General features: G+C 65.5%; 22 protein-coding genes. 13 read left to right on the plus strand and 9 right to left on the minus strand.

Annotation, left to right across the window (positions count from 1 at the left end):
* Positions 1 to 278: 278 nt before the first annotated feature.
* The 3 genes from ACFFJ6_RS03915 to ACFFJ6_RS03925 all read left to right on the plus strand — a co-directional run bounded on the left by ACFFJ6_RS03915 (position 279) and on the right by ACFFJ6_RS03925 (position 2,848).
* A complete protein-coding gene (locus ACFFJ6_RS03915; protein WP_378384562.1) occupies positions 279 to 791 on the plus strand; it encodes a CAP domain-containing protein in 513 nt (170 codons plus the stop codon).
* Between the two features lie 87 nt (positions 792 to 878).
* Positions 879 to 2,015 (plus strand): DUF3734 domain-containing protein, encoded by a 1,137-nt coding sequence (locus ACFFJ6_RS03920; RefSeq protein WP_378384564.1) that lies wholly within the window; start codon positions 879 to 881, stop codon positions 2,013 to 2,015.
* Positions 2,016 to 2,059: 44 nt separating this feature from the next.
* On the plus strand, positions 2,060 to 2,848 hold the full coding sequence (locus ACFFJ6_RS03925; protein ID WP_378384566.1) for a 3-hydroxybutyrate dehydrogenase: 789 nt from the start codon (positions 2,060 to 2,062) through the stop codon (positions 2,846 to 2,848).
* Positions 2,849 to 3,021: 173 nt separating this feature from the next.
* Here ACFFJ6_RS03925 and ACFFJ6_RS03930 read toward each other — a convergent pair whose 3' ends face one another.
* Positions 3,022 to 4,383 (minus strand): lipopolysaccharide biosynthesis protein, encoded by a 1,362-nt coding sequence (locus ACFFJ6_RS03930; protein ID WP_378384568.1) that lies wholly within the window; start codon positions 4,381 to 4,383, stop codon positions 3,022 to 3,024.
* A gap of 238 nt (positions 4,384 to 4,621) precedes the next feature.
* Between ACFFJ6_RS03930 and ACFFJ6_RS03935 the strand changes: the two genes are divergently transcribed.
* The 4 genes from ACFFJ6_RS03935 to ACFFJ6_RS03950 all read left to right on the plus strand — a co-directional run bounded on the left by ACFFJ6_RS03935 (position 4,622) and on the right by ACFFJ6_RS03950 (position 7,463).
* Positions 4,622 to 4,831 carry a hypothetical protein gene (locus ACFFJ6_RS03935; protein ID WP_378384570.1) on the plus strand — a complete coding sequence of 70 codons (210 nt, stop codon included), beginning with the start codon at positions 4,622 to 4,624 and terminating at the stop codon, positions 4,829 to 4,831.
* A 296-nt stretch (positions 4,832 to 5,127) separates the two neighbouring features.
* On the plus strand, positions 5,128 to 5,649 hold the full coding sequence (locus tag ACFFJ6_RS03940; protein ID WP_378384572.1) for a PAS domain-containing protein: 522 nt from the start codon (positions 5,128 to 5,130) through the stop codon (positions 5,647 to 5,649).
* A complete protein-coding gene (locus tag ACFFJ6_RS03945; protein ID WP_378384574.1) occupies positions 5,624 to 6,946 on the plus strand; it encodes a methyl-accepting chemotaxis protein in 1,323 nt (440 codons plus the stop codon). Before ACFFJ6_RS03940 ends, ACFFJ6_RS03945 begins: the two co-directional genes overlap by 26 nt.
* A gap of 217 nt (positions 6,947 to 7,163) precedes the next feature.
* Positions 7,164 to 7,463: a hypothetical protein gene (locus tag ACFFJ6_RS03950; protein WP_378384576.1), complete on the plus strand. Its 300-nt coding sequence runs from the start codon at positions 7,164 to 7,166 to the stop codon at positions 7,461 to 7,463.
* 62 nt (positions 7,464 to 7,525) lie between these two features.
* Here ACFFJ6_RS03950 and ACFFJ6_RS03955 read toward each other — a convergent pair whose 3' ends face one another.
* Both ACFFJ6_RS03955 and ACFFJ6_RS03960 read right to left on the minus strand, forming a co-directional pair.
* Positions 7,526 to 8,008 (minus strand): YbaK/EbsC family protein, encoded by a 483-nt coding sequence (locus ACFFJ6_RS03955; protein ID WP_378384578.1) that lies wholly within the window; start codon positions 8,006 to 8,008, stop codon positions 7,526 to 7,528.
* Positions 8,009 to 8,138: 130 nt separating this feature from the next.
* Entirely contained in the window at positions 8,139 to 9,008 is an 870-nt protein-coding gene (locus ACFFJ6_RS03960) for an amidohydrolase family protein (RefSeq protein WP_378384580.1), read from the minus strand.
* Positions 9,009 to 9,319: 311 nt separating this feature from the next.
* Between ACFFJ6_RS03960 and ykgO the strand changes: the two genes are divergently transcribed.
* The 4 genes from ykgO (at position 9,320) to ACFFJ6_RS03980 (ending at position 11,718) form a co-directional block, all read left to right on the plus strand.
* A complete protein-coding gene (ykgO, locus tag ACFFJ6_RS03965; RefSeq protein ID WP_054164123.1) occupies positions 9,320 to 9,445 on the plus strand; it encodes a type B 50S ribosomal protein L36 in 126 nt (41 codons plus the stop codon).
* Positions 9,446 to 9,592: 147 nt separating this feature from the next.
* The gene (locus tag ACFFJ6_RS03970; RefSeq protein ID WP_378384582.1) at positions 9,593 to 10,216 is read left to right on the plus strand and encodes a tetratricopeptide repeat protein; all 624 of its coding nucleotides are present in this window, start codon (positions 9,593 to 9,595) and stop codon (positions 10,214 to 10,216) included.
* A 70-nt stretch (positions 10,217 to 10,286) separates the two neighbouring features.
* Positions 10,287 to 11,249, plus strand: a complete 963-nt coding sequence (locus tag ACFFJ6_RS03975) for an alpha/beta fold hydrolase (RefSeq protein WP_378384584.1) — start codon at positions 10,287 to 10,289, stop codon at positions 11,247 to 11,249.
* 40 nt (positions 11,250 to 11,289) lie between these two features.
* Positions 11,290 to 11,718, plus strand: a complete 429-nt coding sequence (locus ACFFJ6_RS03980) for an OsmC family protein (protein ID WP_378384586.1) — start codon at positions 11,290 to 11,292, stop codon at positions 11,716 to 11,718.
* Between the two features lie 274 nt (positions 11,719 to 11,992).
* Here the strand turns inward: ACFFJ6_RS03980 and pyk are convergent, their stop codons facing one another.
* Complete coding sequence (pyk, locus tag ACFFJ6_RS03985) at positions 11,993 to 13,426, minus strand: pyruvate kinase (protein ID WP_378384588.1); 1,434 nt, start codon at positions 13,424 to 13,426, stop codon at positions 11,993 to 11,995.
* On the minus strand, positions 13,423 to 14,037 hold the full coding sequence (locus ACFFJ6_RS03990; protein ID WP_378384590.1) for a DUF1036 domain-containing protein: 615 nt from the start codon (positions 14,035 to 14,037) through the stop codon (positions 13,423 to 13,425). Before ACFFJ6_RS03990 ends, pyk begins: the two co-directional genes overlap by 4 nt.
* Positions 14,038 to 14,223: 186 nt before the next feature.
* Between ACFFJ6_RS03990 and ACFFJ6_RS03995 the strand changes: the two genes are divergently transcribed.
* Both ACFFJ6_RS03995 and ACFFJ6_RS04000 read left to right on the plus strand, forming a co-directional pair.
* Positions 14,224 to 14,517: a DUF1244 domain-containing protein gene (locus ACFFJ6_RS03995; protein ID WP_378384592.1), complete on the plus strand. Its 294-nt coding sequence runs from the start codon at positions 14,224 to 14,226 to the stop codon at positions 14,515 to 14,517.
* 212 nt (positions 14,518 to 14,729) lie between these two features.
* Positions 14,730 to 15,002, plus strand: coding sequence for a DUF2312 domain-containing protein (locus ACFFJ6_RS04000; RefSeq protein WP_378384594.1), 273 nt, complete (start codon positions 14,730 to 14,732; stop codon positions 15,000 to 15,002).
* 291 nt (positions 15,003 to 15,293) lie between these two features.
* Here ACFFJ6_RS04000 and ACFFJ6_RS04005 read toward each other — a convergent pair whose 3' ends face one another.
* The 4 genes from ACFFJ6_RS04005 to ACFFJ6_RS04020 all read right to left on the minus strand — a co-directional run bounded on the left by ACFFJ6_RS04005 (position 15,294) and on the right by ACFFJ6_RS04020 (position 21,873).
* Positions 15,294 to 16,928 (minus strand): peptidoglycan L,D-endopeptidase MepK, encoded by a 1,635-nt coding sequence (locus tag ACFFJ6_RS04005; protein WP_378384596.1) that lies wholly within the window; start codon positions 16,926 to 16,928, stop codon positions 15,294 to 15,296.
* Between the two features lie 269 nt (positions 16,929 to 17,197).
* Positions 17,198 to 19,363: a L,D-transpeptidase family protein gene (locus ACFFJ6_RS04010; protein ID WP_378384598.1), complete on the minus strand. Its 2,166-nt coding sequence runs from the start codon at positions 19,361 to 19,363 to the stop codon at positions 17,198 to 17,200.
* A gap of 285 nt (positions 19,364 to 19,648) precedes the next feature.
* Entirely contained in the window at positions 19,649 to 21,148 is a 1,500-nt protein-coding gene (locus ACFFJ6_RS04015; protein WP_378384600.1) for a sigma-54-dependent transcriptional regulator, read from the minus strand.
* A 77-nt stretch (positions 21,149 to 21,225) separates the two neighbouring features.
* Positions 21,226 to 21,873, minus strand: coding sequence for a TerC family protein (locus ACFFJ6_RS04020; protein ID WP_378384602.1), 648 nt, complete (start codon positions 21,871 to 21,873; stop codon positions 21,226 to 21,228).
* Between the last annotated feature and the right edge of the window lie 66 nt (positions 21,874 to 21,939).

The raw sequence follows: 21,939 nt of genomic DNA on the forward strand, positions 1-21,939 counted from the left end.
GCCGCCGCAGAAAATGACGGTCATCGCCCGGCTTTCCCGGGCGACCCAGTATTCCAGAGCGCCGCTGAGAAGGTGCAGTGTCAGCGCTGCAGCCAAAATGGATCACTCTGGAATACTGGATCCCCGCATGCGCGGGGATGACGGCTGAGGGAGCGGAGGCGACTGTCTCCGGTCGCACCTCCCGTCTTCACCTTTCAGCCACTCTTGATGTGCAACAACATTCGCGCGCCGCGAGGTCGATGGGGATCGGCTCGCATGCGCGGATGGGGAATTGCTGGATGTTGCGTGGGGTGATGGCCGTGCTCGGCCTCGTGCTGCTGGCGGGGTGTGCCGGCGAGGTGGCGCCGACCGTCGAAACGCCGTCGATGTATGCCAGCATGGCGCGCGAAGGCGCCAAGGTCGACTCGATCGCCGCCGCGACGATGATCTCGCAGTATCGCCAGAACAACGGGCTCGGTCCGGTTGTGGTCGATCCGGCGCTCACGCAACTGGCCGAAGACCAGTCGTCCAACATGGCGAGGCGCAACAAGCTCGATCACGACGCCAAGGCGCCGCTGGCGCAGCGGCTCAACGCCGCGTCCTATCCGGCGTCGGTCGCAGTCGAGAACGTCTCGGCCGGCTATCACACGCTGGCGGAAGCCTTTTCGGGCTGGCGCGACTCGCCCCCGCATCGTGCCAACATGCTGAAGAGCGGCGTCACCCGGCTCGGCATCGCCGCCGTCTACGCGCCGAACACCAAATATAAAGTATTCTGGACGCTGATTCTGGCCTCGACCGAGCCGCCGCGATAACCCGGCCGTGATCGGGTTTGACCGGACGCGCGATTGACGCCGTGGAGGCGGAGCGCCACGGTGCCCGTCCTGTCCGCGGCGAGCCTCATGAATCCTCCCCACCACCATCCCAAGCCGGCTTCTCATCCGCGTCGTGTCCTGGTGCTGCAAGGCGGCGGCGCGCTCGGCTCGTATCAGGCCGGCGCCTATCAGGCGCTGTGCCACCATGATTTCGAGCCTGAATGGCTCGCCGGGATTTCGATCGGTGCGATCAACGCGGCGATCATCGCCGGCAATCCGCGCGAGAAACGCGTCGAGAAGCTGAAGCAGTTCTGGGAGATGGCATCGTCCCCGGTGCCGTGGCAACCGATGCTGCATACCGACCACGCGCATTCGCTGTTCAACGAAGCCAGCGCTGCGATGATCGCGGCGTTCGGCGTGCCGGGCTTCTTCACGCCACGGTTTCCGCCGGCCCATCTGATGCCGACGGCCGCTCCGGAAACGCTGAGCTACTACGACACGCGGCCGCTGCGCGCGACGCTCGAACGCCTGGTCGATTTCGATCTGCTCAACACCAACGGCATCCGGCTCAGCGTCGGCGCCGTCAACGTCGTCACCGGCAATTTCGAATACTTCGATAATACGCAGGTGACCATCGGGCCGGAGCACATCATGGCGTCGGCCGCGCTGCCGCCCGGCTTTCCAGCGATCGAAATCGACGGTCAGTATTATTGGGATGGCGGCATCGCCTCCAACACGCCGCTCGACTACGTGCTGGACAGCGAGCAGCGCGACAGCCTGCTGATCTTTCAGGTCGACCTGTTCAGCGCTCACGGCCGGCTGCCGCAGACACTGCTGGAAGCGGCCGAGCGCGAGAAGGACATCCGCTTCTCCAGCCGTACGCGGCTGAACACCGACAAGAACAAGCAGATCCACGATGCGCGCAAGGCGCTGCGGCACCTGATCGACCGGCTGCCGGACGAGTTGCGCAACGATCCGGCCTATGCGGTCCTGCACGAGGCGGCGAAGGAAAACTCCGTCACGGTGGTGCATCTGATCTATCGTAAGAGAGACTACGAGGCGTCCTCGAAGGACTACGATTTCTCTCGGCTCAACATGATCGAGCACTGGAAATCCGGCGAGCAGGATGTCTATGTCTCGATGCGTGATCAGGAGTGGCAGCGCGGACCGCAGGACGGCGAAGCCATGGTGACCTGGGATCTCACCCGGGATGCGTTCAAATAGCGGCCCGATCGGCGCCGCGTCAGACGATCGAACAGGAGCAGATGATGGCTAATCTCACGGGCAAGACCGCGGTCGTGACCGGCTCGACCTCGGGCATCGGCCTCGCATACGCGCGCGCCTTCGCCAAGGCAGGCGCCAATGTGGTGCTGAACGGCATGGGCGATGCCGACGCGATCGAGAAGGAGCGCAAGTCGATCGAAACCGACTTCGCCGTCAAGGCGGTGTACTCGCCGGCCGACATGCTGAAGCCCGCCGAGATCGCCGAGATGGTCGCGCTCGGCGAGAAGACGTTCGGCTCGGTCGACATCCTCGTCAACAACGCCGGCATCCAGTTCGTGTCGCCAATCGAGGATTTCCCGATCGAGAAGTGGGACGCGATCATCGGCATCAACCTGTCGTCGGCCTTCCACGGCATCCGCGCCGCGGTGCCGGGCATGAAGAAGCGCGGCTGGGGCCGCATCATCAACACCGCCTCGGCGCACTCGCTGGTCGCGTCGCCGTTCAAGTCGGCCTATGTGGCCGCCAAGCACGGCATCGCCGGCCTGACCAAGACGGTGGCGCTCGAAGTCGCGACCCACAAGATCACCTGCAACTGCATCTCGCCCGGCTACGTCTGGACGCCGCTGGTGGAGAAGCAGATCCCCGACACCATGAAGGCGCGCGGGCTTACCAAGGAGCAGGTGATCAACGACGTGCTGTTGCAGGCGCAGCCGACCAAGGAATTCGTCACCGCCGAGCAGGTCGCCGCTCTCGCAGTTTATCTGTGCGGCGACGACGCCAGCCAGATCACCGGCGCCAATTTGTCGATGGACGGCGGCTGGACCGCGGCATAGTCGGCTGTCCGGACTATCTGCGGAGCCTCGAGGTCAGCTCCATTATCTGACGTCATCCTCCGCGAAAGCGGAGGATCCAGTATCGCAGAGCATTGCGTCTCTGGGATACTGGATCGCCCGGTCAAGCCGGGCGACGACGCGGTGTGTGGCCGAGCGCTCCAATCCGCTCGTCCTCATCGCTTCCTTTCGAACGCCAGCACGTGCAGCCCCAGCCGCTTGCGCACGATCCAGAACAGCAGCACGGTCTCGAAGGTCAGCGCCGCGGAGGTTGCGGCTGCCGCACCGTAGCCGCCGAAGCGGGGGACCAGCAGCAGGCACAGCACGAGGTTGGCGACGAACGCCAGCGCGTAGGCCAGCGCGCAGGCATTCTGGTGGCCCAGCATATTGAGTAGCCGCTCGACCGGTCCGATGGCGGCGCGCACCAAGAGGCCAATCGCGGCGACGAACATGATGCCGTAGCCCTCGGTGAACTGCGGGCCGAATAGCCACAGGATCGGCTCGCCTAGCGCCAGCAGCAGGACCGTGGCGCCGAGCGACGGCCAGAACGTCCACACAATCGCGTGTCGCACATAGGCGGCCAGCCGCTCCTTGTCGCCGGCGGCGTGATACTCGGTGAAGCGGTGCGCGGTGGTGGCCGACATCGCGTAGTGGATGAACGACACCAGCGCCAACGTCTTCACCACCGCATAGTACACGCCGACCTCCTCGGCCGGGCGGAATTGCTGGAGCACCAGCACGTCGGTGTAGGACAAGAGCAGATAAAAGCTCTCGACCAGCAGGATCGGCAGCGACGTCGCGAGCCACCCCCGGAAATCATAGGCGCGCGGGCCGGCCGGGACGTGGCCACGAAGCTTGCGGTTGAGCGCGATCATCTGCCCGATCATCGCGATCCACACCGCCGCGCAACTCGCCGCCATCGCGGCGACCGCGCCGAGCTGGAAGCCGAGCACGAACAGGCCCGCGGTGAAGCCGATGATCAGCCCCTGACGGATGATGAACTGCGGCATCAGGCCGAGCTTCATCCAGTCGTGCGAGCGCGCAATGCCATCCTGTGTGTTGGCGACGACGAAAGCCGGCAGAGTCAGGCAGCCGAGATAGAGCGGCATCACGGTCGCCGGATCGATCGCGGCCGACAGCGCGAACACCAGCGCGGCGAGCAGCAGGGCGACGAGACTGGACGCGGCGAGCGTGGCCCAGCGGCTGCCGGTCAGAAAGCCGCGCAACCGGTCGTCGGCGCCGCTGGCGCGATATTCCGGGATGATCTTCTGCGCCGAGGCCGAAATGCCGAAATCCAGCATCGACCCGAGCAGCAGCACCCAGGTCCAGACATAGACATAAACGCCGTAATCGGAGCCGCCCATCCAACGCGCCAGCAGAATCTGCGCGAGATAGGCGAGGCCCGCGCTGGCGACGCGGATCAGGAAAATCGTACCGGCAAGACGATTGGTCAGCGACCGTTCGTTGGTGCCGCCGAACAGGCCTGACAGGCGCGCCTTCAATCCGGCGAGCGGTGATGTTGCCGGAGGAGCATCCATGACAGCCAAAACGATCCCCAATGCCGATCCGCGCCTGCGGCGCGGTAGCATGATCCACTTAGCAAGCAGATGTTACGATTCGGTTCGGCGCGATGTGGTAACGTGTCGTGAATAATTCGTAAAAGCAGCTTCTGTCGATACAGATTGCGGAACCCGACACTCGGCGCGCCGTTGGGTTCCAATGTCGTACCGCGAGAGCTCCGCTCAGCGACACGCAGCCACTCCCAGGAGATGATCAATGCCGAAGCTGACGTCCCAGATGGTTGGACGCATGGCACTCGCCGGCCTTGCGGCCGTCGCGGTGGCCGGGTTGCTTTACGCGGTGACGAGCGGCGGACTCGGGTTTACGGGCGAGGGCATTCGGGGTGCGGCCTTGAACGTCGCAAGTCTGGTCGTGGCGTTTCTGCTGGTCGCCGGAATCGGGCGCAAGCCGAAGGGCGAGCGCTAGCCACGTTGTGCCTGACTTGATGCTGAGATGACGACGCGATGAGCGTGTCAGGAATTTTCTGACGCGTCAGATGGGTATTCAAGAGACGCGCTTGCTACAACTTTCGTTGATAGCGGTAGCTGCTAACTGTAGCGGAGTGTGGGAAGACGACTTGATTTTTGGACTTACGGCCCTCTCCGGACGATGAGCGCATTTGCAGAGCGAACTAACTCTTAATGCCCCGGCTCGTATTTGTTCGAGGCCGGCTGCGTCGCATGTCCGGCGGATAGTTGAAGTGTTCCAGTCTGGAATTCGCCGTGAAACAGTCAGTCACGCCGACCAATGTCGAAGTGTTTTTCGACGCCGACGACATCATCGTTTCAAAGACAGATCTCAAAGGCCGTATCACCTACGCCAACAAGGTGTTTTCCGATATATGCGGCTACAGCGAAGCGGAGCTGATGGGGCAGCCGCATTCGATCGTGCGGCATCCCGACATGCCACGCTGCGTGTTCAAGCTGTTGTGGGACACGCTGGCCGAAGGGCGGGAGATCTTCGCCTATGTCAAGAATATGACGCGGGCGGGCGATTACTACTGGGTGTTTGCTCACGTCACGCCGTCGTTCGACGCGGCTGGCAGGGTGATCGGCTATCACTCAAATCGTCGCGTGCCTGAGCGGCGGATCGTGGCGGCGCTGGCGCCGGTTTACAAGCAGCTCAGCGATCTCGAGGCAACGCATCGCAACGCCAAGGACGGCCTCGCCGCCAGTACCCGGCAGATGATCGATTTCGTCAAATCGAAGAACATTTCCTATGATCAGTTCGTCTTCTCTCTTTAAGGCAGGCGTTTGCCTCGCCGGCATCGTCGTTTCGATCGCTACGGCGTCCGTCGGCGCGGTTGCGGGCATGCCGGTGTTGCTGCAGATCGGGCTCGGCGCGGCGCTACTATCGGCGGCTCTGCTGGGGCTCATGCTGCTGCGCCTCCACCGGGTGCTGAACGCGATCGAGTCGGCGTGTCAGCGCATCGTCAATGGCGACTTCGAGGCGCGCATCATCGGCTGCCGGGATGGCGGGCGCATCGCTGCGCTGATCCACACCTTCAACGACATGATCGACCGTTGCGATGCCTTCGTGCGTGAAGCGAGTGCCGCGATGGCGGCGATCCGCGACGACAAATACTATCGCCACATCCTGCCGGCTGGTCTGCGCGGATCGCTGCTGATCGCCACGCAGACCATCAACGATGCGATGCAGGCGATCGAAACCAGGGTCGCGGCGTTCAACGCCAACACGGCCGAGTTCGAGGGCGCCATCGGCACCGTGATCGACACCGTATCGACCGCATCCAGCAACATGGGCGAGACGGCCGGCAGTCTCAACCGCGGCGTGGTCGCCACGCGCGAGCGCGCCCTGGCAGTGTCTGCCGCATCGGAGCAGGCCTCCACCAACATGGAATCGGTGGCCGCTGCGACGGCCGAACTGACGGCCTCGGCCAACGAAATTCTCGGCAGCGTCAATCGGTCGGCCTCGATCGCCCGCACGGCGGTCAGCGCCTCGGATCATGCCCGCGAGACGGTCGGCAGCCTGTCGACCGCCACCGAGCGGATCGGCACCATCGTGCAGCTGATCGAGGAGATTGCGGCGCAGACCAACCTGTTGGCGCTGAACGCCACGATCGAGGCGGCGCGCGCCGGCGAGGCGGGCAAGGGCTTCTCGGTGGTGGCGCAGGAAGTGAAGTCGCTGGCGCAACAGACGGCGAAAGCGACGCACGACATTTCGATCAGCATTGCCGAGGTTCAGGAGACGACCCGCGCGGCCGTGGAGGCGATCTCTGGCATCGGCCGCAGCATCGGCGAGGTCGACGCGATCACCTGTCAGGTGGCGGTGGCGGTCGAGGCTCAGACGGCGGCCACTGGCGAAGTCGCGCGCAATATCGAGCAGGCGTTCGCCGGCATCCGCGATATCTCCGGCAATATCCAAAGCGTCAGCGTCAACGTCGCGGAGACCGAGCAGCATGCCGGAACGACGCTGACCGCGTCGGATTCGCTCGCCCATCAGGCTGCTGCACTGGGCGAAGCGGTACGCGGATTTCTGCGTTCGCTCCGCACCGGAGAGGCGAAGCGCCGCGCTGCCTGACTCTCCAAACTCCTGAACCGACAAGGTCCGCGGCCGTCCCGCACTACGTTGCTGGCGCGCGTTCCATTCGTGGCCGCGCGCGGTTGCGGATCGGGTCTGCTACACGCTCAACCTTACGGCGATTTCATCAAGATGAACTCCATCGTCAGCGCTCATTCACCTGCAACTTCTTAAGCTGTCCGCAGTTTTTAGAGTTGGATTGAAGGAGGTTGATCCGATGAAACTCAAACTCGCTGTTGCCGCCGCGGCTGCGCTCGGCGCCGTCGCACTCACCTCGGGCACCGCTTCCGCTGCGATGCCCAACGGCCTCGCCGGTGCTGCTGGCGCGGTAGCGAACCAGTCGGCCAATGTCGACCAGGTGCGCTATGTCTGTAACGCGTGGGGCCGCTGCTGGTGGCGTCCGAACTACTATGGCGCCTACGGCTACTACGGTCCCCGGCCGTACTACGGGCCGCGCTTCTACGGTGGCCCGCGCTACTACGGCCCGCGCTGGCACGGCGGCTGGCGCCGTTGGTAAGGCATCGATGATAGCAGACGGATTGCGGGGCCTTCGGGCCCCGCTTTTTCGTTGACGAAAGGTTAAGACTGCGGCGCGTCGGCGCGGATCTCGCTGACGTCCACCCATTCTGCGCCGACCAGTTCGGCCATGCGGCGCGGCGCGATCCTGACGGCGCTGTGGGTCGATCCCGCCGCCGGCACGACGATCTCGAACGCCTGCAGCGAGACGTCGCAATAGATCGGCAGCGACGCCTTCAACCCGAACGGGCAGACGCCGCCGACCTCGTGGCCGGTGAGATCAGCCACCTCATGCACGCCGAGCATCTTCGGCTTGGCGCCGAACGTGGCCTTGGCTTTCTTGTTGTCGAGCCGCGCCGTGCCGCTGGTCACGACCAGCACCACGCGCTCGCCGAGGCGCAGCGACAACGTCTTGGCGATCTGCTCCGGCGGCACACCATAGGCCTCCGCCGCTAGCGGCACGGTGGCCGAGCTCTTGTCGGATTCCTCCACGGCGATATCCGGAGCGTGAGCAGCGAACCAGGCGCGGACGGACTCGAGACTCATTGCGAAACCCCTGGCCGGCGGGGGCGCCGGCTCTGATGCAGCGTCATAGCGAGGAGCGGGGCGACGAAGCAATCCATCACACGCGGGGAGCTGGATTGCTTCGCCTTCAGCACGACGACGACGAGAGTTCTCAGATCCCCAACAGCTTCCGCGCGTTCTGCTTCAGCACCTTGGGACGAACCTCGTCGCGGATTTCGAGCTTGGCGAAATCGGCAAGCCAGCGGTCCGGCGTGATCACCGGCCAGTCGGAGCCGAACAGCATCTTGTCCTGCAGCAGACCGTTGATGTAGCGCACCAGGATCGGCGGGAAGTACTTCGGCGACCAGCCCGACAGGTCGATATAGACGTTCGGCTTGTGGGTCGCGACCGACAGCGCTTCCTCCTGCCAGGGGAAGGAGGGGTGCGCGAGGATGATCTTCATGTCGGGGAAGTCGACCGCGACATCGTCCATGTACATCGGATTCGAGTATTTCAGCCGCATGCCCATGCCGCCCGGCATGCCCGAGCCGACACCGGTCTGGCCGGTGTGGAACAGCGCGATCGCGCCGCCTTCCTGGATCGCTTCATACAGCGGGTAGGCGAGGCGGTCGTTCGGGTAGAAGCCCTGCATCGTCGGGTGGAACTTGAAGCCCTTGATGCCGTAGTCGGCGATCAGCCGCTTGGCCTCGCGGACGCCGAGCTTGCCCTTGTGCGGATCGATCGAGGCGAACGGGATCAGCACGTCGGAGTTCTGCCGCGTGATCTCGATCATCTCGTCGTTGTTGTAGCGGCGGAAGCCGGTCTCGCGCTCGGCATCGACCGGGAAAATCACCGCGGCGATCTTCTTGGCGCGATAGTAGGCGGCGGTTTCCGGCACGGTCGGGGGATGCTTGTGCGGCGACTTGAAGTACTCGGCCATCTGCGCCTGGAAGTCGTCATAGCCGTCGTCCGGGTGCGTGCCGCAGGGCTCCTCGGCGTGGGTGTGAATGTCGATAGCGACGAGATCGTCGGGATTGAGCATCGGGCGTTTCCTTCGGGGCCGTCTTTGGGCGGGAGAATTGATTATGGTCTATAACTAATTTTTGGAGCTGTGAAGCGCGCCGCCGCAACGTCTCTCGTCGATTTCGGGAATGCGGACTTGCGGATGCCGCGCAGCTCGACAGCTGGCAACTTTTTGGTGCGAAAGGCGTGGAGGTGCTCTCGTTCGATTGACAGGGCTGGCCGGTCTGGTTAGAAACCCAGCCGTCCCGGGCGGGCTGCCGCCGGCGGGCAGGGTAAGTTTTACACCTTCGGCCAGTCCCAAACGGCCTTTCAAACAGTCAGGATAGACCCATGAAGGTCCGTAACTCGCTGAAGTCGCTGCGTTCCCGTCATCGGGACAACCGTCTGGTCCGCCGCAAGGGCCGGCTCTACGTGATCAACAAGGTCCAGCGCCGGTTCAAGGCCCGCCAGGGTTGATCCTGTCCGGCTGGCTCTGACCAGCTGCGACCGTTACGCCATCACGCCTGTTTGACGCGCGCGCTGCTTTGCAGCGCGCTTTGCTGCGTCTAGACTTCGCGAATGGTTCTTTCGTTGTCTCGTTTCCTCCTGCCTTGCGCGGTTCTGATGACCGCGATGGCTCCGTTCGGGGTTGCGGCGCAGGCCCCGAAGGGTAGCCCGGACAACGCCCCACCGAAACATCATCTCGAAAAGCCGCTGGAACAGCCCCCGACTCCGCCGGCCAAGCTGCCGCGCGTCGGCGGTGATCAGACCCGCGGGCTGGATTTCCTGTTCGGTGCGCTGAAGGCGGCGCCTGACGAGGCCAGCGCCAAGCACGTCGAGGCGCGAATCTGGGCGCTGTGGACCCAGACCACCAGTGACACCACCGCGCTACTGATGGCGCGCTCCAAGGTCGCGATGGACGCCAAGCAGTACGACGTCGCGGTCAAGCTGCTCGACGCCGTGGTCAAGCTCCGGCCCGATTATGTCGAGGGCTGGAACCGCCGCGCCACCATCTTCTATCTGCAGAACGAATATGCCCGCTCGCTCGGCGACATCGAGCAGGTGCTGTCGCGCGAGCCGCGCCATTTCGGCGCCTTGGCTGGCCTCGGCATGATCATGCAGGAACTCGGCGACGACAAACGTGCGCTCGACGCGTTCCGCAAGGCGCTCGCCATCAATCCGCACCTCGAGAAAGTGCCGGAGTTGGTGAAGACGCTGTCCGAGAAGGTCGAAGGCCGGGATATCTGACCGCGCCGACGAAACATTCGCGGCCGCACGGCGTAACTGTTCCGTGCAAGAAATCTCCCGGATTCCCTCCATGATCGCAATCGGCGTGTTCACCACGCTGGCCGTGCTGGCGCTGGTCACGCAGATCGGCGTGGTGTGGCTGCAGGCCAAGTTTGCGCCGCGGGGCGAAATGATCGCGGTCCGCGGTGGCGCTCTGCACGTCGTCGATCTCGGTCCGCGAAACCTCGCCGAGCCGCCGATCGTGCTGATCCACGGCGCGAGCTCGAATCTCGGCGCGATGCAGATGCCGCTCGGCGACCGACTCGCACAGCATCACCGCGTGCTGCTGATCGATCGGCCCGGCCATGGCTGGAGCCGCCGCGAGGATCTGGCCGATTCGTCGCCGGCGATGCAGGCCCGCGAGATCGGCGAGGCGCTCGACCGCCTCGGCGTACCCCGTGCGGTGTTCGTCGTGCACTCGATGGCCGGCGCGCTCGGCGCGCGGATGGCGCTCGATCAGCCGGACCGCGTCGCCGGGCTGGTGATGCTGGCGCCGGTCACGCATCCATGGCGCGGCGGCGTCGGCACCTACAACAAGGTGATGACCACACCCGTGGTCGGTCCGCTCCTCGCCTACACCATCACGCTGCCGCTCGGTCTGATGCTCACCGACGCCGGCGCCCGTGCGGTGTTCACGCCGCAGGCGAAGCCGGCCGATTATGTCGACGCGACCGCTACTCCACTGCTGCTGCGGCCGCGCGCCTTCCTCGCCAACAGCTGGGATTTGACCGGGTTGAAGGCTGCCGTGCAGGAGCAGGTTGCGCGCTACCAGCAGATTACCGTCCCGACCGTCGTGATCCACGGCGACGCCGACAAGATCGTGTCGGTCGACATTCATTCCCGCGCCTTCGCCGCAGCGGTGCCGCACGCCAAGCTGATCGTGCTACCGGGCGTCGGTCACATGGTGCAGAACGCGGCGCCCGACCTCGTACAGCGCGAGGTCGAGGCGCTGATCGCGCCCGCCGTCACGAGATCGCAAGCAGCGATGCGCTAGTTTCCATCGATCGACCACCAACCAAGACAGGAGTTGCGCAATGAGCACGACATCGGGTTCGGCCAAGTGGCAGGGCGGTATCAAGGACGGCAAGGGCGCGATCTCGACCAAGAGCGGCGCGCTCTCGGACTATCCGTACGGCTTCGCCAGCCGGTTCGAAGGCAAGCCCGGCTCCAATCCGGAAGAGCTGATCGGCGCGGCGCACGCTGCTTGCTTCACGATGGCGCTGTCGCTGATCCTCGGCGAAGCCAAGCTCACCGCGGAGCAGATGGAGACCAAGGCCGACGTCACGCTGGAGAAGCAGGGCGACGGCTTCGCCATCACGGCGGTGCATCTGACGCTGACCGCCAAGATCCCCGGCGCCGACGACGCCACCTTCCAGGACTGCGCCGCCAAGGCGAAGGCCGGCTGCCCGGTGTCGAAGCTGCTGAATACCAAGATCACGCTGGACGCGACGCTGGCGAACTGAGGTTATCGGCACAGAGGCGATATTTGAGGTCGCGAGAAAATCTCGTGACCTCATGCTCTGTGACGATCAATGCAACCCGTCTCTCGTTCGTCATTCCGGGGCGCGCGCAGCGCGAGACCGGAATCCATAATCCCTGACAGCACTATTCAGTCGCGGCGCTTCAAGCGCCGTGCGCAAACGTAAGCGACGGGAGTATGGATTCCGGGCCTGCGCCCCAAGGGGCGCATCCCGGAATGACGAACGCTAACTTGGGTGCGTGGAGGGAGAGTCTCGCTCACACATCCGTATCAGTCGGCCCCACATAGGCGATGCGCACCATGTTGGTGGCGCCCGGGGTCCCCAGCGGGACGCCGGCGACGATGATGACGCGCTGGCCGGATTTGGCAAAGCCGTCGCGGAAGGCGATGCGACCCGCGCGGTCCACCATGTCGTCCTGATCGCGGGCGTCCTCGGCGACGACGCAATGCACGCCCCACACCGCCGACAGCTTGCGGCCCGTGTTCAAATTCGGAGTAATCGCCACCACCGGCACCTTCGGCCGCTCGCGCGCGACGCGCAGCGCGGTCGAGCCCGAACTGGTCCAGCAGATGATCGCCGACAGATCGAGTGTTTCGGCAATCTGCCGCGCCGCGCCGGCGATGGCGTCGCCGGCTGTCGCCTCCGGCTCCGGCCGCTGTGCGTTCAGCACGGTTCGGGACAGCGCGTCGCGTTCGACCTCTTCGCCGATCCGGTTCATCGTCGCCACCGCTTCGACCGGGAATTTGCCTGCGGCGGATTCGGCCGATAGCATGATCGCGTCGGCGCCTTCATAGACCGCGGTCGCGACGTCGGAGACTTCGGCGCGGGTCGGCACCGGGCTGGTGATCATCGATTCCAGCATCTGCGTGGCGACGACCACCGGCTTGCCGGCGCGGCGCGCCATGCGGGTCATCTGCTTCTGCAGACTCGGCACGCGCTCCAGCGGCATCTCCACGCCGAGATCGCCGCGCGCGACCATCAGCGCGTCGGAAACGTCGAGAATGTCGTCGAGGCGTTCGATCGCCTGCGGCTTTTCGATCTTGGCCATCACCGCGGCGCGACCTCGAATCATGCGTTTGGCTTCGGCGACGTCTTCGGCGCGCTGCACGAAGGACAGCGCCACCCAATCGATGCCGGTCTCGCAGGCGGCCTCGAGGTCGGCACGGTCCTTGTTGGTCATCGCCGACATTGGCAGGTCGGTGTCGGGCAGGCTGACGCCCTTGCGGTCGGACATCTTGCCGCCGATCACCACGCGCGTGACGGCGCGTCTCGGCTCGATCTCTTCGCAGATCAGCCGCACCTTGCCGTCGTCCAGCAACAGCGCGTCGCCGACCTTCAGAGCCGACAGGATTTCCGGGTGCGGCAGGCAGACCCGCTCCGCGTCGCCGGGCTCCTTGTTCGAGTCGAGGACGAAGCTGGCGCCGTTGTTCAATTGCACCGGGCCGTTGGCGAACGAGCCGACGCGCAGCTTCGGGCCCTGCAGATCGACCAGAATGCCGATCGGACGGCCATAGCTGCTCTCGACGTTGCGGATCGTCTTCACCAGCTCCCGCATCTTGTCGTGCGGGGTGTGGCTCATGTTGATACGGAACACGTCGGCGCCGGCTTCGAACAGCTTCCGGATCATCGTGCTGTCGGAAGAGGCGGGGCCCAGCGTTGCGAGAATCTTGATCCTGCGAAGGCGCCTCATGGCTTGCCCCCGCCGTCGCTCGGCTTGGCCCCGGTATCGCCGGGGACTGGCGCGGGCGTGACCGGCGCGGTGCGGCCCGGCGTCGGCGGGATGCCGGGCATGCCGGCGCCTGGCGGAGATCCGCTGGGCAGTCCCGGCAGCTTCTGGGTGTTCTGTTCGTTGCTCTCGGTGAGCTGCACGGTCCAGGCGCGCTGTTCGCCAGTGTCGACCTCGAAGAAGCCGGTGCGATCGAAGCCGCGCGCCAGGCAGTTTTCAGTCCCCTTGATGGTGAACTCCTTGTCGCGCGAGCACATGAAGGCCTGGCCGGACCATTCGCCGCCGCGATCGTAGTCCAGCGCGTAGATGTAGTAATAGCGCGCCACCAGCGTGCCGCGGAGCAGCGTCTCGCAGCTGCGCGACGACACGTTCCACCAGCCCTCGGTGGTCCAGCCGTCGACGTCCTTGTAGCCCAGCGCGATGCCGACGCGGCTCGATGTATTGTTGCACAGCCGGAAATCCGCTGCGGCCGGCGACGCGCCCAGCAGCAGGGCGCCGAGCGCCAGCGCGGCGGTCGCGGCCAGCGACACTCGGTGCGGTTGTGGGAAGCGGGGAGGAGAATCTGAGCTGATCATGCCGGCAAGCTATAACAGAAAGGGAATGGTTTCGCGTGACATGATGGGGCTGTCAACGGCCGCCGCTGGCGCCTGCGTCCGCCGCTTGGCCTTGATATCGCGTCTTCTTCTAGGAGCAAGATGTGGCAAAATCGAAGACAGCGCCCATCTGAGCGGGGTGGCGGCGTGCACGAGAAGGTGAGTGTGATGGACGACAGGACCCGGACCGAACTGGAAGCGGCGGCGTTTCGCCGTCTGGTGGCGCATCTGCGCGAGCGCACCGACGTGCAGAACATCGACCTGATGAATCTCGCCGGCTTCTGCCGCAACTGCCTGTCCAACTGGCTGAAAGATGCCGCCGATGCGCAGGGCGTGGCGCTGACCAAGGATGAAAGCCGCGAGGCGGTTTACGGCATGCCCTATGAGGAGTGGAAGGCCAAGCATCAAAGCGCCGCGACGCCGGCCCAGGTCGAGGCGTTCAGCAAGTCCCACAACCATTGAGGCAAACCGACGGCAGCCGGCGGCGACTCGCTGCAGGGTGTCATGGAAGTCCAGCGCCGAATTTCGCAGAGCGATTTTGTCTGTGCGGTCGCTGTGGATGAGCACGAGGGGTCTTGACGCAGCGGGCCGCCGCGAAGACTGTCCGGCGCAGACGCGGCGCGTGGCGACCGTCCCCGCCGCCCTTCCCGATGACAAATATCCAGGAGTGAACGATGGCCAACGCTGCTGCCGCCGTCCAAGACGAGCCCGCGACCCGATTCGCCAAGGACCAGCTCAAGGCCATCATCGAGCGCATCGAGCGGCTGGAAGAAGAGAAGAAGACGATCTCCGACGACATCCGCGACGTCTATGCCGAAGCCAAGGGCAATGGCTACGACGTCAAGGCGCTGCGCACCATCGTCCGCATGCGCAAGCAGGACGCCAACGAGCGTGCCGAGCAGGAGACGATCCTCGAGACCTACATGCAGGCACTCGGAATGCTGTGAGGCGAAAGTCTCATCGCGGCTCTCCGCGACTGTCGGCCTCGCTACTCACAAAGAACGTCATCACCCGCGCAGGCGGGTGATCCAGTATCGCGGAGCGTTGCTGATGGAAGGCGGCATTGCGGCGATCACTGCACGGCAAACCAGCGCTCTGGAATACTGTGGCGTCCGCCGGCGCGGGCGATGACGGTTGGGATGGGCCGCTGCGTTCCGGGCCGCGCGTAAGCCGCGAGCGGAGTTGCATCAAGACAGCGGGCTAAGCAATCACCCGAGCCGACCAAGGGCGGAAGGGTCTCAGCGCAGCGCGGCGGTGGTGAAGCTGGTCGTCGAAACGGTGCTGACCGCGGGGCCGGTGAACGCGTCCGCGTAGAGGCCCGGGTGCGGGTCGTCGCAGAACGTCATGGTGACGGCGACGTCCGGCTTGGCGAAGTGCTTGCTCAGCAGGGTCATGTCGGCATCGCCGATCGCCGTTGCGGCGGTGGTCACGGCGCTCGGCATCAGGATCATCGCGCGCATCCAGACGTCGCTGTCGCGACTGCCCGCCGCGGTGATGCGGGCCGAGTTGGCGACGAGGCCACCTTTGGCCTGCTGGGTCTTGCCGACGACCGTGTCGATCTTGGTCGAGACCACCGGGTGGCGCGCCAGCGAGGCCGACCGCATGCCGATCGGCATCGGCGCGCTGGCGGTGACGACGTGCGGATGGGGCTGCTTGGCGGGCTTTTCGGCGGTGCTGGACGCGAACGCCAGAGCGTTGAACGGCGATTGCGGATCGGCGGCTTCGAGCGCCTGGCGGGCGCTGATCGCGGCGACCTGCGCCGGGCTGGCCTGTTTCGGCGCCACCGGGACGTCGTCCCAGAAGCCGCGCGCGTTGATGATGTCCGCCGGGGTCTGCGGCTTCGACGGATCGGACTTGGCGGCTTGCTTCTGCGCCGGCTTGGCCACCGGCAGCGGCACGGTGTCGGCCGCGGAGGCAACCTGGACGGGCGCGGGCGCGGCCTGCACCGCAGCAGCCGGCTTGGCGCGCGGCATCGGGACAGCGCCGCTGACGGCGAGCTTGTCTTCCGCCGCCTGAACCTCGGCGACCTTGATGTCCGGCAGCTTGCCGACCGGCTTGGCGGCCGCCGCGACCGTCGTCGCCGTCGAGGCGCCGCTCTCGTCTTCATCGTCAGCCGGCTTGCCGCCGAACAGGGCGGTCAGGAAGTTCGGCTTGGAGGAGCCGGCGTCGCTGCCGCTGCCGCGGCGCTGAATATCGGCCATCGCCAGCTCGTAGCCACGCAGCGGCTTGCCGTCGGTCGGCACGTGAACGGTGCGGCCATCCGGGAACACGCGGGCGAGCTGGTCGGGAGTCATGCGCGGCCAGTGGCGAATCCGGCCGGTATCGAGATGCACGAAGGGCGAACCGGAGGTCGGGTAGAAGCCGACGCCGCCGCGCTGCAGGCGCAGGCCGGCGAACCGGATCTTCTCCAGCCCGACGCCCGGGATGAAGAAGTCCATCGCGTGGCCCATGGTGTGCTGGCTGTGGCGCGCAACGCCGGAGGAGCGGCGGCGCAGCATGGCGTTGGTGCCGGGCGAGCGATAGGCGGAGATGATCTGGATCGGCTGCTTGCCGTCGACGTCGCGGTAGACTTCCCAGATGATGTCGAACAGCGTCCGATCCATCGTGATCTGGTCCTGGCTGCGCCAGTCCCGCAGGAAATAGTTGAGCTTCTTCAGCGAGTCCTCGTCGTAGCGGCCATTGCGCTTGAACGTGACGGTGAGGTCTTCGCCGGAATGGGTGTGGTGGAAGGAAAGGGTGCGGGTGTCGCCGACCGCCGACGCGTCCTGAACCGAGCCGGCTCCCGCGAACAGAAGGGCGGACGTCAAAGCGGCGCCGGTCCCGATTTTGGGCAGCGACAGAGATTTGAGACGGCGCAGTAGTCCAGCCAGCACGAGAGAGCCCCACCAGAAGGACGATCGAACGGAAACCCTGTCCGCAACCCCAAGTCAGCGTAACAGAGTTATTGCACCGTCAACGGAGTCTTATCGAACCGAAAACGACGCCCGTTTCCCCAAGTCGATCGTCAACCATAAGCTGCGGACTATGGCGAAATCGAGCCCGCTGCCAGCATCCTGATGGACAATGGTTAATAGAAAGGGCCCATCCGCGGATGAGCCCTTGTTCCAATTCGGTTTTTTGGCTTAACGGCGGGAACCGCGCCTCAGTGGGTGAACCGCTGCTGACGGCGGTATTCCGGCGCCGGGGGTGCCGGCGGGCCGCCGAACAGCCGCTCGAAGAAGTTGAAGCCGGAGGACTGCGTCGACCCGGTGTAGTCGCCGGCGACGTTCACGCCCGGGGGCATCTTGGCGCGGGCGTAGCTCGGCTGGGCATGGGCCACCACCGCTTCCAGGTTCTTGCCCTTGTCGTTGCGCAGCAGCGCCAGCATCGCGGCGTCGCGGCCGTAGATGTCCTTGCGCAGCTCCAGCTTGCCGTGGTCGTCCACGAAGGCGGTCTGGTAAGTGATGTTGACCGGGATCGGCGTCGGGAATTTCAGGTCGACTTCGGTGCGGCCGTACATCGAGCGGATCTTGGCCGGGGTGTAGTCCTTCTCCGGCATGGTGATGTTCAGCAGCGCCGCGGCGTACTGATCCGGGTTCTGCACCCGCATGCAGCCGTGGCTGAAGGCGCGCTCGTCGCGACCGAACAGATTCTTGTCCGGCGTGTCGTGCTGATACACCAGGAATTTGTTCGGGAAGTTGAAGCGGATGCGGCCGAGCGCATTGGCTTCGCCCGGCGGCTGCGAGATGTGCACGGTGCCGTCGCGGTTGCGCTCGAGCTTGAGGCCCATGCGGTCGAGCACGGTCGGGTCCTGCGCCAGCGCCGGCAGGTACTCGTTATTGATGATCGACGGTGGCACGTTCCAGGTCGGGTTGACGGTGATGTACTTCATCGTCTCCGTCAGCAGCGGGGTGGCGTGCTTGCCGGGCTTGCCGACGACGACGCGGGTGGTCCACACCGGCGCGCCGTTGTGCATCAGCTTCAGCGTGTAGTCCGGGATGTTGAGGATGACGTAGGCGTTGCCGATCGCCGGCGCGCCGAGCTGGCGCGGCAGCCAGCGCCAGCGCTCCATGTTGACCAGGATGGTGTCGATGGTGCGGTCGCGCTTCGGCGTATTCATCGCCTTCACGGTGCGATCGTCGAGCACGCCGGTCGGCTTCAGATCGGCGCTGCGCTGGAATTTGCGCACCGCATCGGCGACGTCGGCATCGTAGGTGGTGCTGTCGGCGTTCGCGGTGACGCCGAGCTTGGCGCGCAGCTGCGGCACGCGCGAATCGTCCATCGTCACGGCCGCCTGCTTCTTGCGCGCCGGGACGTACTTCAGGGTCTCGCCGTCGGCGATCTTGGCAGCCGGGTTGTCGCCTTCACCGCGCAGCTCGGCGAGCTTCTTCTTGAGCTCCTGATACAGCTTGTGCGGCGGGTTGTAGCTGTCGAGTGCCGCGGAGGCGTCCTTTGCGGTGGTGACGTTGGCGAGCACTTCGACCGGATCGATCGGATGTTCCGGATACTGGATGTCGGCCGACACCTGCGACCAGTGCATCCGGCCGCTCTGCGCCTGCCGCGCATAGTCCATCATGCTCTCGGTCAGCCGCAGCTCGGCTTCGGCGAGCGCGTCCGGCGTCGTCGCGGCGGCGAAATCGGGGACCGGATAGTCGGTCGGATCGAGACCGTCCGAGGCGGCGTCCTTCAGCCGCGCGATCACGCCCTTGCCGGCGGAGGTCAGCGCGCCCGCATTGGTCCAGACCGGCGCGTAGTCGCGCGCCTCGTAGAACTTCTCGACCGCGGCGCGCTCGGCCTTGCGGTCGAAATACTTCGACGCCTTGGTGGCGATCGTCTCGCGCAGCTTGTCGGCGACGCCCTGATCGGCGGCCGGCACGTTGCTGGCGGCCTTCTGCGGCTCGGCGGCCTGATCCTTGGTGGCCTGCTGCTTCGCCGGCTCCTTGGCGGGCTCGGCCACAGGTGCGGTGGCGGTCGCGGCGGGCGCAGCTTCGGGAGCCGCGGCGGTCGGCGCAGGAGCGGCGGACGGCGCGGCTGCGCTGTCGGTCTTGGCAGGGGTGTCGGTCTTGGCGGCTTCGGTGCTCGATTCGGTCTTCGCAGCAGCCGGCGGAGTCGCCGGCACAGCGACGGACTCGGGCTTGAAGTCACCAATCGAAGGCGGCGGCAGGTCGACCGGCTGGGGAACGGGGACGGCGGCGTCGATGGCGAGGTCGGAGGCGGACTTCGGGCTCGTCTGCGCGATCGCGGAAGTTGCCGACACGGTCAGGAAGGTCGCCGCAACGGCCATCAGCACGCCTTCGAATCCGCGGCGGCCAGTCGAGTGATCTCGCATTCGTGCACCCCTTGGGAGAAGCTGCCCGCAGGCAGTATTGCCGGATCGATCCGCGCGGCGGCGGTTCGACGTTTTTTATGTGGCGCGAACGTTACACGCGCTCTTTCAGAGCGGCCAGCGCCGGTCAGGTAGATTCACGACAAACTGACCGCGTACACCCTAGCGTACAGAACTCAGCCGCTCTGCACGCGGTTGTGCCACGGGTCGCCAGCTTTGTCTGTCACTACGCCGCAACGGTTCAAAATGTTCCGGCAGGAGTCTTTGCCTCCGCCGCGCCACATTCTCTCAGGGCGTGTCCGCCGCCGTAGATGCCTGCGCGGCGCGAGCCGCCTCCATTTCGTCGAGCTTGCGATACAGCGTCGAGCGGCCGATTTTCAGCCGCCGCGCGACCTCCGACATCTGGCCGCGATAATGCGAGATCGCAAAGCGGATGATCTCGCTTTCCATCTCGTCGAGCGGCCGGACGTCGCCGCCGCTCAGCATCGGCAGCTGGCCGTGAGTCGAGACCGGCGCGATCGGCACCTCATTGGCGGCGACGAATTGCGCCGCGGTCGGCGGCTCCAGGATCAGCGGCTCGCCATCGGCTTCGCCGGTCGGCACAGTGGAGGGGGCGCTGGCGAGCGGGAAATCATCGAGCCCGAGCTGATCGGTCTCGCTCATCACCACCGCGCGGTACACGGCGTTCTCCAGCTGGCGGATGTTGCCCGGCCAGTCGAGCTGGGCGAGACGGGCCATCGCCTCGCCGCTGATGCCGCCGATGCTGCGATTCTCTTCGGCGCAGAACCGCACCAGGAAGTGCCGCAGCAGCGGCGCGATATCCTCGCGCCGCGCCCGCAGCGGTGGCACCGTCAGCGGCAGCACGTGCAGGCGATAGAACAGGTCTTCGCGGAACTGGCCGGCCTTGACGCGATCGAGCAGCCGGCGATTGGTCGCCGAGATGATGCGAACGTCGACCTTCTGCGGCTTTCGGCCGCCGACGGCTTCCACGGCGCCTTCCTGCAGCGCGCGTAGCAGCTTCACCTGCGCGGCCAGCGGCAGCTCGCTGACTTCGTCGAGGAACAGCGTGCCGCCGGAAGCTTCGACGAACTTGCCGATGTGGCGGTCGGTGGCGCCGGTGAAGGCGCCCTTCTCATGGCCGAACAGAATCGACTCGACGAGATTGTCGGGGATCGCGCCGCAGTTCACCGCGACGAACGGCTTGGCGCGGCGATCGCTCGAACCGTGGATGGCGCGCGCGAACATCTCCTTGCCGACGCCGGATTCGCCCTCGATCAGCACCGGGATCGACGAGCCGGCAGCCTTCTCGGCGGCCCGCAGCACGGTGGCCATCGACTCGCTGCGGGTGATGATATCGGCAAATGTCAGCATGCCGTCGCGGCTGTGGCGGATGCGCTGCAGCTCGCCTTTCAGCGCGCTGGCGTTGAGGGCGTTGCGCAACGACACCTGCAGCCGCTCGATCCCGACCGGCTTGACGACGAAGTCGTGCGCGCCGGCGCGCATTGCCGACACCACGTTATCGATGCCGCCATGCGCGGTCTGCACGATCACCGGGACGTTGAGGCCGAGTTCGCGAATCTTGCCGAGCACGCCGAGGCCGTCGAGGCCGGGCATCACCAGGTCGAGCACCACGGCGTCGATCGCGGCCGCATCCGGCGCAGTGAGCAGCGCGATCGCGGCATCGCCACTATCGGCCAACACCGTCTCGTAACCGCACTTCTGCACCATGTTCTCGACGAGCCGGCGCTGCACCGGATCGTCGTCCGCAATCAAAACGCGCTCAACCATTTACGCTCACACACCCAAGTGACTCGGGGCTCAACTGTCCCGATTTGGTGCACCATGGGCGTGAAAGCGTTAATGCTTCATGAAAGTTTCGAAAATGCCGAGAAGGCATGCGGCCACACTTCGAGGGCGCCGCGATAGATCATGTCGCCGGCCACATACAGGATGATGGCGAGGCCCACATAGGCGATCCAGCGGTGCTTGTGCAGCAGCCGGGCGATGAAGCTGGCGGCGAGGCCCATCAGGGCGATCGACAGGCCGAGCCCGAACACCAGGATGATCGGATGCTCGCGCGCGGCGCCGGCGACGGCGAGCACGTTGTCGAGCGACATCGAGACGTCGGCCAGCGTGATCTGCCACACCGCCTGGCCGAGCGTTTTGGTCGGCGCCCCGGACGCGGCGCCGGCTTCGATCTCTTCTTCGCTCGGCTGCTCGGTGCGCAGCTCGCGCCACATCTTCCAGCACACCCACAGCAGCAGCACGCCGCCGGCCAGCAGCAGGCCGAGGATCTGCAGAAGTTGCACGGTGACGCTGGCGAAGGCAATGCGCAGCACGGTGGCGGCGATGATGCCGATCAGGATCGCCTTGCCGCGCTGCTCCTTGGGCAGGCCGGCGGCGGCGAGGCCGATCACGACGGCGTTGTCGCCGGCGAGCACCAGGTCGATCATGATGACCTGAGCCAGCGCAGTGAGACCTTCGGGCGTAAAGACGGCGAGGAGTTCGTTCATCGGGGCCTCTCTGTGTGAACGTCCAGTCCGACATCACAGTTCAGGCGAACTGCCAGAGGGGCCCGG

Origin of the sequence: Rhodopseudomonas telluris (assembly GCF_042432815.1) — a bacterium.
GTDB classification, from domain to species: Bacteria; Pseudomonadota; Alphaproteobacteria; order Rhizobiales; family Xanthobacteraceae; genus Rhodopseudomonas; species Rhodopseudomonas telluris.

What these genes read in the sequence shown, in the direction of transcription:
- ACFFJ6_RS03915 (WP_378384562.1), top strand. Translation starts at nt 279, where the DNA reads ATGTTGCGTGGGGTGATGGCCGTGCTCGGCCTCGTGCTGCTGGCGGGG.
- ACFFJ6_RS03920 (WP_378384564.1), top strand. Translation starts at nt 879, where the DNA reads ATGAATCCTCCCCACCACCATCCCAAGCCGGCTTCTCATCCGCGTCGT.
- ACFFJ6_RS03925 (WP_378384566.1), top strand. Translation starts at nt 2,060, where the DNA reads ATGGCTAATCTCACGGGCAAGACCGCGGTCGTGACCGGCTCGACCTCG.
- ACFFJ6_RS03930 (WP_378384568.1), bottom strand. Translation starts at nt 4,383, where the DNA reads ATGGATGCTCCTCCGGCAACATCACCGCTCGCCGGATTGAAGGCGCGC.
- ACFFJ6_RS03935 (WP_378384570.1), top strand. Translation starts at nt 4,622, where the DNA reads ATGCCGAAGCTGACGTCCCAGATGGTTGGACGCATGGCACTCGCCGGC.
- ACFFJ6_RS03945 (WP_378384574.1), top strand. Translation starts at nt 5,624, where the DNA reads ATGATCAGTTCGTCTTCTCTCTTTAAGGCAGGCGTTTGCCTCGCCGGC.
- ACFFJ6_RS03950 (WP_378384576.1), top strand. Translation starts at nt 7,164, where the DNA reads ATGAAACTCAAACTCGCTGTTGCCGCCGCGGCTGCGCTCGGCGCCGTC.
- ACFFJ6_RS03955 (WP_378384578.1), bottom strand. Translation starts at nt 8,008, where the DNA reads ATGAGTCTCGAGTCCGTCCGCGCCTGGTTCGCTGCTCACGCTCCGGAT.
- ACFFJ6_RS03960 (WP_378384580.1), bottom strand. Translation starts at nt 9,008, where the DNA reads ATGCTCAATCCCGACGATCTCGTCGCTATCGACATTCACACCCACGCC.
- ykgO (WP_054164123.1), top strand. Translation starts at nt 9,320, where the DNA reads ATGAAGGTCCGTAACTCGCTGAAGTCGCTGCGTTCCCGTCATCGGGAC.
- ACFFJ6_RS03970 (WP_378384582.1), top strand. Translation starts at nt 9,593, where the DNA reads ATGACCGCGATGGCTCCGTTCGGGGTTGCGGCGCAGGCCCCGAAGGGT.
- ACFFJ6_RS03975 (WP_378384584.1), top strand. Translation starts at nt 10,287, where the DNA reads ATGATCGCAATCGGCGTGTTCACCACGCTGGCCGTGCTGGCGCTGGTC.
- ACFFJ6_RS03980 (WP_378384586.1), top strand. Translation starts at nt 11,290, where the DNA reads ATGAGCACGACATCGGGTTCGGCCAAGTGGCAGGGCGGTATCAAGGAC.
- pyk (WP_378384588.1), bottom strand. Translation starts at nt 13,426, where the DNA reads ATGAGGCGCCTTCGCAGGATCAAGATTCTCGCAACGCTGGGCCCCGCC.
- ACFFJ6_RS03990 (WP_378384590.1), bottom strand. Translation starts at nt 14,037, where the DNA reads ATGATCAGCTCAGATTCTCCTCCCCGCTTCCCACAACCGCACCGAGTG.
- ACFFJ6_RS03995 (WP_378384592.1), top strand. Translation starts at nt 14,224, where the DNA reads ATGGACGACAGGACCCGGACCGAACTGGAAGCGGCGGCGTTTCGCCGT.
- ACFFJ6_RS04000 (WP_378384594.1), top strand. Translation starts at nt 14,730, where the DNA reads ATGGCCAACGCTGCTGCCGCCGTCCAAGACGAGCCCGCGACCCGATTC.
- ACFFJ6_RS04010 (WP_378384598.1), bottom strand. Translation starts at nt 19,363, where the DNA reads ATGCGAGATCACTCGACTGGCCGCCGCGGATTCGAAGGCGTGCTGATG.
- ACFFJ6_RS04015 (WP_378384600.1), bottom strand. Translation starts at nt 21,148, where the DNA reads ATGGTTGAGCGCGTTTTGATTGCGGACGACGATCCGGTGCAGCGCCGG.
- ACFFJ6_RS04020 (WP_378384602.1), bottom strand. Translation starts at nt 21,873, where the DNA reads ATGAACGAACTCCTCGCCGTCTTTACGCCCGAAGGTCTCACTGCGCTG.